This window comes from Flavobacterium hercynium (genome assembly GCF_002217285.1).
Classification (GTDB): domain Bacteria; phylum Bacteroidota; class Bacteroidia; order Flavobacteriales; family Flavobacteriaceae; genus Flavobacterium; species Flavobacterium hercynium.
The window spans coordinates 1-12363 of the sequence record NZ_MUGW01000025.1 but is presented as its reverse complement, the minus strand read 5'-3'; the positions used below and the strand labels follow the sequence as shown (position 1 = coordinate 12363).

The 12363-nt window shown below is 33.4% G+C and carries 10 protein-coding genes; 2 read left to right on the top strand and 8 right to left on the bottom strand.

The window, feature by feature from the left end:
• The first annotated feature begins 88 nt into the window (after positions 1–88).
• Positions 89–1216, top strand: a complete 1128-nt coding sequence (locus B0A66_RS12415; RefSeq protein WP_089050162.1) for a patatin-like phospholipase family protein — start codon at positions 89–91, stop codon at positions 1214–1216.
• A 70-nt stretch (positions 1217–1286) separates the two neighbouring features.
• Here the strand turns inward: B0A66_RS12415 and B0A66_RS12410 are convergent, their stop codons facing one another.
• From B0A66_RS12410 to B0A66_RS12375, 8 genes are all read right to left on the bottom strand, one after another.
• Positions 1287–2438, bottom strand: a complete 1152-nt coding sequence (locus tag B0A66_RS12410; RefSeq protein ID WP_089050161.1) for an iron-containing alcohol dehydrogenase — start codon at positions 2436–2438, stop codon at positions 1287–1289.
• Positions 2439–2500: 62 nt separating this feature from the next.
• Positions 2501–3376: a helix-turn-helix domain-containing protein gene (locus B0A66_RS12405; RefSeq protein WP_089050160.1), complete on the bottom strand. Its 876-nt coding sequence runs from the start codon at positions 3374–3376 to the stop codon at positions 2501–2503.
• A gap of 203 nt (positions 3377–3579) precedes the next feature.
• Positions 3580–4428 (bottom strand): sugar phosphate isomerase/epimerase family protein, encoded by an 849-nt coding sequence (locus B0A66_RS12400; protein WP_089050159.1) that lies wholly within the window; start codon positions 4426–4428, stop codon positions 3580–3582.
• Between the two features lie 20 nt (positions 4429–4448).
• Complete coding sequence (locus B0A66_RS12395; protein WP_089050158.1) at positions 4449–5693, bottom strand: sugar MFS transporter; 1245 nt, start codon at positions 5691–5693, stop codon at positions 4449–4451.
• Positions 5694–5715: 22 nt separating this feature from the next.
• On the bottom strand, positions 5716–6639 hold the full coding sequence (locus B0A66_RS12390) for a carbohydrate kinase family protein (RefSeq protein ID WP_089050157.1): 924 nt from the start codon (positions 6637–6639) through the stop codon (positions 5716–5718).
• A 53-nt stretch (positions 6640–6692) separates the two neighbouring features.
• Positions 6693–7715: a LacI family DNA-binding transcriptional regulator gene (locus B0A66_RS12385; RefSeq protein ID WP_089050156.1), complete on the bottom strand. Its 1023-nt coding sequence runs from the start codon at positions 7713–7715 to the stop codon at positions 6693–6695.
• Positions 7716–7854: 139 nt separating this feature from the next.
• Positions 7855–8109, bottom strand: a complete 255-nt coding sequence (locus B0A66_RS12380) for a hypothetical protein (protein ID WP_089050155.1) — start codon at positions 8107–8109, stop codon at positions 7855–7857.
• Between the two features lie 226 nt (positions 8110–8335).
• A complete protein-coding gene (locus B0A66_RS12375; RefSeq protein WP_089050285.1) occupies positions 8336–9832 on the bottom strand; it encodes an aminotransferase-like domain-containing protein in 1497 nt (498 codons plus the stop codon).
• Between the two features lie 64 nt (positions 9833–9896).
• Between B0A66_RS12375 and B0A66_RS12370 the strand changes: the two genes are divergently transcribed.
• On the top strand, positions 9897–11759 hold the full coding sequence (locus B0A66_RS12370) for a TonB-dependent receptor plug domain-containing protein (RefSeq protein WP_089050154.1): 1863 nt from the start codon (positions 9897–9899) through the stop codon (positions 11757–11759).
• Positions 11760–12363 lie beyond the last annotated feature (604 nt).

Below are 12363 nucleotides of genomic sequence, written 5' to 3'. Positions count from 1 at the left end.
TAACCGCGAAAAAAAGCATAAGTTCGATCCTTGAAAAAATGAAGGAGTTAAATATCTGGATAACAATTAATTATGAAAATATATAAAAATGAGCAAAGTAATTATTTTAACGGTAGACGGAGGTGGCATAAAAGGTCTTATACCTTCGTATTTTTTAACACAAATTGAAAAAGAAACAGGAAAATCATGCTATGAAATCTTTGATATCATTGGCGGAACTTCAACAGGCGGAATTATTGCAACTGCTTTGACTTCTCCGATAAATGGATCTGCTCCTTTTACTGCACAAGGAGTTTTTAATATTTATAAAGAGGATGGAACAAGTATTTTTGTTTCTCAGTCCTCTTGGATAGAAGATATGTATTCGCTTTATTATGGAGATGATGGAAACGGAAATGGTATAGAACCGTATTTACAGTCGAAATATGGTACAAGTAGCCTAACAGATGCTAAATCTAATATGGAAAATACGCTGAAAGGCAGAACGAAGCATGTTTTTACAACCAGTTATACCGTAAACAGTGACGGAAGTGCAATTCCAAATCCGGTTTTAGGACAGGATTATGGACCCTATTTATTCAATTGGCTGGATGCTTCGCTGAGTCCCGGGGATGATTATAAAGTTTGGGAAGCTGCACGTGCTACAAGTGCTGCTCCGACATATTTTCCTGTTGGGAAATTAGGTGGAGGCGGTGGTTTTAATTCATCAGCAAATGAAAGATGGGCACTGGATGGTGGTGTAATGTCTAATAATCCGGCAGTTTGGGCGATCAGTGAAGCTTTTAGAACTAAGTTAGCTTCTTCGTTAAGTGATATTGTAGTTATTTCATTAGGAACTGGTTCTTACCCAAGCGGAGCAGGATTAATAACGCAACATCAGGGTGATCCTGATCCTGATAATGGAAATTGGGGCTATATTCCTTGGATTGCCAGCAATTTGAGCGACTTATCCGGAACAGAAAATGGTCGTGGTGCTGTAATCAATATAATTACAGAATCTGTACAATTAGTTTCAAGTCAGCAATTATTAGGATTTACAAATGCAGGGTTGACGTATTATAGATTAGAACCGACTATAACCAGAGCACAATCTAAAATGGATAATGTGGAAACAGATAATATTCAATCGTTGATAAATACGGCCACTTCTTACTTGGATAGTGAAGGTCAGGATACGTTTCAAAAGATTCTGGCTGTACTTCAAAATAATATTTAAATTCTTGTATAAAAAAAGACCTTCAAAATTATTTGAAGGTCTTTTTGATTTTGAAATTTCTTGTTTAATATTAGAAATTTACAACTTCACCATTATAACAAGCCTGGTAGATTGCTTTTAAATCTTCAACAGTTGTTTTTCTTGGGTTAAAACCTGTACAAGGATCTGCCAAAGCGTTTGCAGCCATATAATCAAGATTTTTATCCCAATCTTCTTGCGAAACACCAAATGCTTTGATAGAACCAATATTGTTAATATCAAGTCTTAAAGCTTCAATAGCCTGTGCTAAATCTTCAGCAGTTTCTTTTCCAATTACTCTGGCAAGATCAGGAAAACGGTTGCTTACCTTTGCATTGTAACGAATTACGTTTGGAAGGAAAATAGCATTGGAACATCCGTGAGGAACACCAAATAAAGCACCAACCTGATGTGATAAAGAATGTACAATTCCTAACCATACGTTTGTAAATGCAAATCCACCCATACAAGAAGCATCGTGCATGTTTTGTCTTGCTACTAAATTGTCTGGTTCTGCAACAGCAGTTTTTAAATTGTTAAAAACCAATTCTAAACCACCCTTGCAAAGCGCATCAGCATAATTATCATCAATGTTAGATACATAAGCTTCAACACAATGTGTAAGAGCATCTAAACCTGTATTTGCAGTTACGTTTTGTGGCATAGAAGCACACAATTCACCATCAACAATAGCAATGTCCGGTGTTAATTCATACGATACAATTGGATATTTAACCCCTTTGTTTCTATCTGTAATTACTGCTAAACCAGTCATTTCAGTTCCTGTACCGCTTGTTGTTGGAATAGCAACAAATTTTGCTTTTTTACGTAAAGTTGGTACACCAAAAGGTTTAGTCATAGCATCAAAATCAGCGTCCGGATATTCATAAAATACCCACATCATTTTTGCTGCATCGATTGCTGAACAACCACCTAATCCAATGATCCAGTCTGGTTGAAAATCACGAAAAGCTTCAGCTCCTTTAAAACAAGTCTCAGCAGACGGATCTTCTTCAACTCCTTCAAAAATAGCAGTTTCAATGTTAGCTTCTTTTAAGTAAGCTAATGCTCTGTCTAATGCTCCGTTTTTCTTAACAGAGCTTCCTCCAATTACAATAAATGCCTTTTTACCGTTAATGTTTTTTAATTCTGAAAGTGTTCCGGCACCGTGGAAAACTTCTCCGGCTAAAAATAATTTGCTCATAGTTGTTTTTTAATACGGCAAATGTACTTCGGGAGGTTGGGGCTGGGCTTATAAAAAAAATCCTAATACTTGTAAATTCGGGAAAGTTCTTCTTTTAATTCGCTTGGTGTTTCCTGTAATTTTGAATAAACAAACTTATTTAATGCCGATGGAGAGTCGAATCCCAGTGTAAATGCGATTTCTTTATGACTTTTTCCTGAAAACAATAACAGCCTTTTTATTTCTACGAGAATGCGCTCATGAATAATTTGAAGTGCTGTTATTCCAGTCTTGTTTTTACAGACTTCATTGAGTTTTTTAGTAGTTAACTGCAATTTCCCTGCATAGAACGATACGGTTCTGTTTTCCAAAAAGTTAGCTTCGATGAGTGTTTTAAACTTAGCGTAATGATCCAGTTCTTCCGGACCACTGTAGCCGTTGATATTTTGATGAGCTGCTTCTATGATTTCTAAAAGCATGATTTTAATAAAAAACCGAATCTGTTCTTTTTTGATGGGAGAAAGATCATCAAATAACGATTTTATCTGACGGGCGTGTTTGTGAATTTCCTGATGTTTTTTTTCATCAAGTTCGATATGATTGAGTTTATTGATTAAGTCGCTGCTATACGCAATGAGCTCATTTTTTAATAAATCAGAACAAAAAAGGACTTCATCAAACTGAATTACAATACCTTTTGCGTTTTCGAGATTTTTTAAAGAAGTAATTTGATGCGGAAAAACAATCGAAATAGTGGTTGGATTTAATTCATACGTATTAAGTTCGATATGTTGTTCGAGTGTGCCGCTGTCTAAAAATATAACCTGAAAATAATCATTTCGGTGCAGGAGTTCTTCGTTATAACTTTCTAATTCTTTAAGATCATAAACATTAAAAGAAAGGCAAGGTGTATTTTTGTGATCAAAATATTTTTTTAGAGAATAGTAAGGTACGTTCATAATGATTCGATTCTAAAAATCGTATGGGGTAAAAATTTGTAAGCGTGCAAAATTAAGCTTTATTGTGCGTTATTCCTGCTGAAAAGTAATTATATATTGAAAAATATAATTACTTTTCAGCATTAAATAATAATTGAAAAAGGGAGAAATGTATTTTACATTTCTCCCTTTTTAATATGTTTAAAATTATAAGCAATAATAATTTATATCGTGTTTTTAATTTTTTCTTTGATGAAATGTAAGCTTCCCACGGCTAAATCCTGAGCATTATAAAGGGAAGGTTGCCATAATGAAACGGCTTGTTGCATTCCCGTTATAGAAGATGAAAAATTTTCTAGTACCAAATTTCCATCAAAATTTATAGTCTTTAAGGCGTCAACAAACTGATCCCAATTTACATTTCCTTCGCCTAACATACCACGGTGACTTTCGGTGATATGTATGTGCTTAAGCTTTGAACCTGCTGCTATTATCGGATCGTAAAAATTGTTTTCTTCAATATTCATGTGAAAAGTATCAAGATGAACAGCAAGGTTTGGAGCATTTGTTTGTTCAATGACTTCCAAAACATTGGCAGCCGTATTACAAACATAACTTTCGTATCTGTTTATAGGTTCTATACCAATCGTTATACCGAGTTTTTCAGCATAAAGTGCAGCTTCGCCCAATACATTCACGACAATATCTTTCTCTGCTGATGTAAGCGGATTACCGGAAAATACGCCAATACCGCTATGCAGAACACCTCCTAAAAAAGTACTTTCTAATTCAGCCGTTTTTTCCAGGGCTTTAAAAATCAACTCAGAAGCTCCCCTTGGATAAAACGGAATATGTGCTTCTTTAGGTAAATTTAGTGAGCAGACTACATCAATTTTGTTATCGCTAAGTTGTTTTTTTACAGCAACAGCGTCGATTTCCATATCGATTGGCAAGAGAATTTCGATTAAGTCAAAACCAGCCTGAGCTGTTTTTTTTATAGCATATTGACCAGCTTCTTCTGTCCAAATCGGAGTTATCCATGAGAGTAGTGATGCACCAAATTTTATATTCATGTAATTTTATTTTAAGAGATTTATTTTTGAACTAGCATTCCAAGTGTTTTAGGCTTAGAAAATTGTACAGCAAACAGAAAGATTACAAGATAACAAATAATTGGCAAAAGATAAGCATACGCAATATTTGTGTTGGCTACTAATCCCATAATAGGAGGAAAGACTGCGCCTCCAAACATTGCCATCACCAAAAAAGACGAAGCTTGTTCTGTTTTATTTCCCAGTTTTTTTAGTCCTAAACTAAAAATTGTTGGATACATAACACTTAAAAAGAAGTTGAGTAAAATTAATGCTGTAAATGAAATCCAACCTAAACTTTGCGAGATTACAAGACACAATACAATATTCGCTAAACAATAGATCGCTAATAATTTATTAGGCGCAATGTAGCGCATTAAAAAGGTTCCTATAAAACGACCAATCATCATCATGGCCATACTTAAAGAAAAATAATAGGCAACCTGATTATCGGCAAGCCCCGTTTTTTCTACTCCATAATTGATGAAGTAAGCCCACGTGCCACCTTGTGCTCCAATATTAAAAAACTGTGCCACAACCGCCCACATAAAATGTCTCTGACGATATAGCGGAGCATTTACAATTACATCATGATTTTCAGTTTCAACAGTATTATCTTCATGTCCGCCATGAGCATCTTTCAGCGAGGGAACTTTTATAAACCAAAATGCAATAGCAATGGTTAGAATGATACCACCAATAATCATGTACAATGTTTTAACTGATTCTAAACCAGCTGTTCCTTCTGTATTTAAAATAAAAAAGCCACCAAGCAAAGGACCAATAATAGCGCCTAAACCATTAAACGACTGAGCAAAATTAATACGCTGATCACTCGTGCGTTCGTCTCCGAGAGCTGCTACAAACGGATGTGCTACAGTTTCCAGTGTAGCAAGTCCCGAAGCCAGAATAAACAAAGCAATTCTAAAATAAGAAAAAGATTCGTTTTGAGCAGCAGGAACAAAAAGAAAAGCGCCCAATGCATATAGAAGCAATCCTAATAGAACTCCTTTTTTATAGCCATATTTTTTCATGAACAATCCCGCGGGAATTCCCATTATGGCATAAGCTCCAAAAATGGATAATTGTACCAAACCCGATTCGGATTTTGTAATATGCAGTACATTTTGGAAATGCTTATTTAATACATCGCCCATCGTTATAGCAATCGCCCAAAATAGAAAAAGGGAGATCACAAAAATTAAGGTAATGGTGTATTTTTTTTCGGTAAATTTTGCCTCAGACATTATAATAAATAGTTAGTAGCGATTAAATAGTTTTCCATGTTGGATCATTTTTTTTTCGAAAGTTTTCGAAATCTTCGATCGTATAGTTAGGACAAGCGCCTTCTTTTGATGTAATAAAAGCACCAAGTGCTGTGGCCTGATTCATAATTTCTTCAGGATCAGCATTCAAAATTCTTTTAGATAAAAAACCGGCAAGAAAAGAATCACCGCTTCCAACAGTATCTTGTATGGTAACAGGAACGGCCGGAGCTTCGAATCTGGCATTTTCATTGTAGTAAACAGCCCCTTTGCTTCCTTTGCTTACAAGTATTTCTTTGATGCTGAAAGTGTCCTGTACAAAACGAATTCCATCATCTTCAGTAGTATATTCTTTGTTCAGAAAATCTAAAATAAGTCTCAATTCTGCTTTATTCATTTTAACCAAATCTGATTTATACAGCAGCTCTTTAATCACTTCTGATGAAGAAAAAGGTGGACGAATATTGACATCAAAAACTTTATATTTTGCAATTTCTAATAATTCAAAAAGTGTGTTTCTTGACGTTGCATTTCTTGTAATAAGACTTCCAAAAACAAAAGCAGCAGCATCGCTTACTTTTTGAGTATAATCGTCTCTAAATTCAATAAAGTCCCATGCAACAGGTTGTATAATATCGTAATGTGCTTCGTTATGTTCATCTATATGAGCAATAACAGTTCCGGTTGGGTAAACAAGATCTGTCTGACTGTCTTCTGTCGGAATGTTCCAATCTGTTAATTGAGCCATCAAATCGTTACCCAATTTGTCATTTCCAACACGACTTATCATGTGTGCGTCAATTCCCATTCGGGTTAAATTATAGGCTACATTAAACGGTGCTCCGCCAGCTCTTGCTCCTTCCGGAAAGATATCCCATAGAACTTCTCCGTAACAGAATATTGATGGGGTAGTGGGTTGGTTTTTCATAATTGTTTCTTTTTGTTAGATTAAACGTTTAAGCAAAGTAGTAAATAAAAAAGTTAAGTAGATTTAAGTTTTGAAGACTGACCAATACGTAATTCAGCCTCTAGGACAATATGTTCAATTGGCGTTAGTCGATCTGAAATTTTGGTATTCAGCATTTGTACCGCTGTCCTTCCTATTAATGCAAGAGGCTGTTTTACAAATGTAATGGGTGTAGTAAAAAGCTCGTAAGCCTCTGCTTCATCAAAAGCAACAACCGCTACATCAGTAGGAACGTTTAGACTAAGTTGTACTAATTTTTTAAGTCCTGATACCGCTAATTTATTACTCGTAAAAAATATGGCATCGGGTTGTTGTGTTTTAGATTGAAATAAATGATCCAAACCTAAATTGATATCATCATCAATGGCATCTTTGTCAATGTTTAAAACAGCATTTTGATGTTTTAATTTTTCTCTTTCTAAAGTATCTACAAATCCTAAGTTTCGCTGTAATAAATGCTTTAATGCCGTTTTATAAGCTACAAGCACTATATTTTTGTAACCATTGGCAATAAGATGTTCCGTTACTTTTTGGCTAATTTCGTAATTGTTGATCTGTATACTGCTCGCGTCAATATTATCTAAAAAACGATCAATTAGCACAAATGGCATTTTTTGCTTTTCTAATTTTTGTAAATGAATTGCTGTATTTTCAACGGGAGCAATGATTAGTCCATCCGCTTGACGGTCACAAAACATATTGATTAGCGATTCAAATTTTTCTGCATTTTCATCAGAACTGCCTATCAACAGCGTATAGCCAATTTTGTTGGCTTCATCTTCTATAATTCTGGCAATCTGCGAAAAATAAGGGTTTGCAATATCGGCTACTATTAATCCAATAATGTGTGTACGCTGTGTTTTAAGACTTTTTGCAACATTATTAGGGCGATAGTTGAGCTCTTCAGCAGCTTTTTTAACTTTTTCTATAGTGTCTTTACTAATGCGGCTATCGATCTTATTGTTAAGCACATAAGATACTGAAGCGATAGATACACCCGCTTTTAATGCTACATCTTTAATTGAAATTCTCTTCACTATATCGTTTTCAAAGTGCAAATATAGTTAACTTAAACGTTTAAGTAAACTCAAATTTCAAAAAAATGAATAAGAAATAATAAGCATCTCGGGACTATAAATATTTATAGCCCCTTTTCATAATAGAATTAATTTTAATTTACATTGCTCCCTTATTGCTTTCTGCATCTAAAGAATCAGTAATTTTTCGGTATCCGCCTACTACCAATAAAGGAAGTGCCCATGAGCCAATAAAGGAACCAATCTTTTTTTGACCCACTAGTTTTAGCGCTTTTCCTAATAAGAAAGAACCACCTCCGGCACATAATATTTTATTAGCTGCAATTGGTGTTATTTTTTTTTCGACGTAATATCCTGGATTTTCAGGAGTTACTGGGTTAAATAAACTTGCCATAACTTTAAATTTTAGAATTAAACATTAAAATACGATTATCGTTTGTGTGGAAATTTAAATGAATTTGGAATTCATTTTTTCCTTCTATTTCAAAGTTAAAGCTATAGAAAGCATTTTTTTTATAGAATTAAAATACCTAATTATATAATTGTCAGATATATGCAATGTAAACAGTGTCTTCTTTATTTATCAATGAAATTCCAATCAAGTTAAAAGTATTTGTTTTTTAGAGAACGTCATTCAAAATAGTTTCAAGAGAAGTATTTAAAATTGTTATCGCGTTTTCCATTTCAATTTTATCCAGATGGCCAAAGCCCAAGCGTGTTGCAGTAACATCTTTGGTTTGATACAAAACCGTTTTTGGTAAAAACAATCCGTTTGAAGCACATGTTTTTTGCAATTGAACCAGGTTGAATTTATTTTGCCATTCTACCCAAATAGCCAAACCTCGAACTGGAATTTGAAATTTTATTTTAGCACCCAATTTCTCTTTCAATAACGAGACAAAATAATCCCTACGTTCTTTATATATTTTTTTGTTTTTTTTAGACAAGCGATGCACTTCACCTTCCCGAATCCAATCAGTTAGAACTTGTTCTTTAATTACATCTATTCCGGGTTCCAAAATATTTTGATGTTTTTCAAGCTCCTTTATAAAAGCAGCTGGAGCAGCAATAAATCCGTATCCAAATCCAGCCGGCAATGATCTTCCAAAGGAGCCGATGTAAACAATTCTTTCATTTGTGTCTAAAGCAGCAAGTGGTAATACTGGATTGTTATCATAATGAAAATCAAAATCGTAATCGTCTTCTATAATAACAAAACCGTACAAGTTGGCAAGTTCTAGTACCTCCATTCTTCGCTTAGCACTGAGAGAAGTTGTAGTAGGATAATGGTAATTTGAAGTAAGGTATAAAATGCGTATTTGCTGTTTTTGGCAAATTTCTTTTAATTTTTCCGTACTAATTCCGTCTTTGTCAACCGGAATCGAAATAATATGAGCACCGCTGTCGGTTAATGTCATATTAGATATATAATAACCAGGAGAAGCAACTATAACTTTATCACCTGGCGAAATAAGTAATTTTGTGACCAGATATAAACTTATTTCATGACTGCTTGTTGTTAGAATATTAGATGCCGAAATCCGAATGCCACGTGTCAGATTTAAAAAATTTGAAAAATGCGTTTTAAAATTTAAATGTGATTGTATTTGAATCTGTTCCCAGGTTTTTAAGCTTTTCTGACTTTTTAATTTCGAAACATAAAGCCTTGCCAGCACATCGGTCTGAACGAGTCTTAAATCGGGTAATCCATCATTAAATTGATAGGGAAGGTCACTTGTTTCTTTCGGATTTTCAAGTATTGCAGAATTTTTAAAAGTAAAACCTGAATTGACTTTTGAAGTATTTTTGGTTGAAGGGGAGATAAATTCCGGTTTGTTTTTTAATTGTTTTTCAGACAAAATAAAAGTTCCCTTATTGGGTAAAATTTCGATCCATCCTTGTAGCTCTAAATCCTGAAAAGCCTTGATAAGCGTGTTTCTGTTAACGTTAAGCAGTTTGCATAAAATACGCGTTCCCGGAAGTTTTGTACCTTCGGGAAGTAGCCCAATTTGAATGGCTTTTATAAACTCAAATACGATTTGCAGATATAGCGCTGTAGTATCTTCAGATTTAAGCTGAATGAAACTTTTAAAGGGAATTTGAACCGGACTATCCATTTTTAAAAAACTGGTATACATTAGTAGTACGGCAAGATACTACTTTTGCAAAAAATTAAAACAAATGACAAAACTTTATTTTGCGATACTAGGGCTTATCACTATTAATTTATCAGCTCAGGTACAAAAGGATACTATTAATATTGATGAAGTAATTATTCAGGAAAACAGATTTAGCACACCAATTTCTAAAAAGAACAGAAACGTTTATGTAATAGACAAAGTTGCAATCGAAAAATTACCGGGAAGATCTATTCAGGAAATTTTGCAATATGCAAATGGTGTAGATTTGCGACAAAGAGGTCCTTTCGGAAGCCAGGCCGACGTTAGTATCGATGGAGGAAGCTTTGAACAAACAGTTGTACTCTTAAACGGGACAAAAATTATCGATGCGCAAACCGCACATAATATGCTTAACTTACCTATTCCGGTTGAAGTAATCGAGAGAATCGAAATCATTCGTGGTCCGGCGGCACTTACTTATGGAGTAAATAGTTTAACTGGTGCAATCAATATTATAACCAAGAAACCAACCAAATCTGGATTTTTAGTGAATACGTATGCAGGTTCTAATTTTGAAAAAGATACGCAAGATACCGGGAATACTTTTTATGGTACCGGAATTCAGGTTGGCGGTGTTATAAGTAAAGAAAAACACCAGCATTCTCTTTTTGCATCTCATGATAAAAGCAATGGATACCGTTACAATACTGATTTCGAAAACAATAAACTTTTCTATCAGGGAAATTATCAGGTCAATGATAATAATGAAATTTTAAGTTCATTTGGTTACATCAATAACGGATTTGGCGCAAACGGATTTTATGCTGCTCCGGGTGATAAAAATTCCAGCGAAGTAATACAAACTACTTTTGCTGCTATACAATCAAAACATAGGTTGTCTGATAAATGGTCGTTGATGCCAAGAATAAGCTACAGATATAATTATGACGATTATCGTTATTACGGAATTACAAACCTAAATGCGGGTAGAAGTCAGCATTACACCAATGCTTTAGCAGCAGAACTTAACAATTCTTATAAAATGGAATCTGGAGAATTGGGATTTGGTGCAGAGTTTAGAAATGAGGATATTAGTTCTTCTAATATAGGAGAGCATAAACGCGATAATTTTGGGGTGTATCTACAATACAGAACTACTTTTATTGAAAAGTTAGACGTGAATGTAGGTGCTTATGCAAATTATAATTCTGATTATAAATGGCAGGTATATCCTGGACTTGACGTGAGTTATGCAATTACGGATGCATTCAAAGTAATAGGAAATATTGGGACAAGCCAGCGTATACCATCTTTTACAGATTTGTATCTGAATCAGCGTCCTGGAAATATTGGAAATCCTACTTTAGATACTGAAAATGCTTTTCAAAGTGAAATAGGTGTAAAGTATCTGAAACGTGACTTTACTTTTAATGCCAATTACTTTTATAGAAAGATCACCAATTTTATTGATTGGACAAGAACTGTTACTACAAACCCTTGGCAAAGTAATAACTATGGAAACTTAAATACCAATGGGGTTAACATGCGAGCCAATTACAGAGTAAGTATTTCTGAAGATTCTAAGTTTAATGTTAATTTGGCGTATTCTTATTTAGAGTTTAAATTTGAAGACGTTATTCCTAACGTTTTTTCAAAATATCTAATTTCCTCTTTAGAACATCAAGTTACGAATACAGTAGATTTTCAACATAAAAATTTTACTGTATTGTTTGCTACTCGTTTTAATCAAAGAGTTACAGGACCATCATATTGGATAAATGATTTTAGAGTAAGTCAGTCTATCAAAAAAGTGACATTATATTTAGATGCACAAAATATATTTAATACAACGTATTATGAAATAGGAGCAGTTCCACTTCCATCAAGATGGTTTAGTTTAGGTGTAAAGCTGGTAAATTTTTAATTATAGTTAGTATTATTCATTTATAAAATGTATCAAATTAATTTATGGTACAATTCTAAAAAGGCATGATTTCATGCCTTTTTTTTTGTTTCAGAAAATTTTAGCTTATTAATATTAATTCTTAATTATTTGCTAAAAAATGTCTTTATCTATTATTTTTTGGTTTTGTTTTTTTTCTATTATTACGTTATTTTGTAATGTCCTTGATGGTCTTAAGTAGATTTTCGTTTTTAAGATAGTATTTTTTTTCAAAATTTTAAGACATTTAGTTGTATAAAATAAGAAAAAGATTGTTTATTTTTGATTTGAAAAACTTGTTTTTATGCTGAAATTTTGTCCTATAGTGGTGGAATTTAAAGTTATTTTTACGTTGTGAGTTCGTTTCTTTGCAAAATTATCTATAATAATGAATTGTAATAGAAAGTGTGGTTTTTTTTTGTTTTTTGAGATTTTAAAGTATTGATTTTTAGTATTTTAGTTAGAGTGTTTAGATTGCTCAGATTTTTAGGAAATTAAACTTAAACATGTTGGTTAAGAAAAAATTGTTTTTTTTTAAACAGTGATATTTTTTTTTAAAATATATCACAGTCTTTAAGTATATTTA

Coding starts and splice junctions, on each gene's coding strand:
- B0A66_RS12415 (WP_089050162.1), top strand. CDS start 89: ATGAGCAAAGTAATTATTTTAACGGTAGACGGAGGTGGCATAAAAGGT.
- B0A66_RS12410 (WP_089050161.1), bottom strand. CDS start 2,438: ATGAGCAAATTATTTTTAGCCGGAGAAGTTTTCCACGGTGCCGGAACA.
- B0A66_RS12405 (WP_089050160.1), bottom strand. CDS start 3,376: ATGAACGTACCTTACTATTCTCTAAAAAAATATTTTGATCACAAAAAT.
- B0A66_RS12400 (WP_089050159.1), bottom strand. CDS start 4,428: ATGAATATAAAATTTGGTGCATCACTACTCTCATGGATAACTCCGATT.
- B0A66_RS12395 (WP_089050158.1), bottom strand. CDS start 5,693: ATGTCTGAGGCAAAATTTACCGAAAAAAAATACACCATTACCTTAATT.
- B0A66_RS12390 (WP_089050157.1), bottom strand. CDS start 6,639: ATGAAAAACCAACCCACTACCCCATCAATATTCTGTTACGGAGAAGTT.
- B0A66_RS12380 (WP_089050155.1), bottom strand. CDS start 8,109: ATGGCAAGTTTATTTAACCCAGTAACTCCTGAAAATCCAGGATATTAC.
- B0A66_RS12375 (WP_089050285.1), bottom strand. CDS start 9,832: ATGGATAGTCCGGTTCAAATTCCCTTTAAAAGTTTCATTCAGCTTAAA.
- B0A66_RS12370 (WP_089050154.1), top strand. CDS start 9,897: ATGACAAAACTTTATTTTGCGATACTAGGGCTTATCACTATTAATTTA.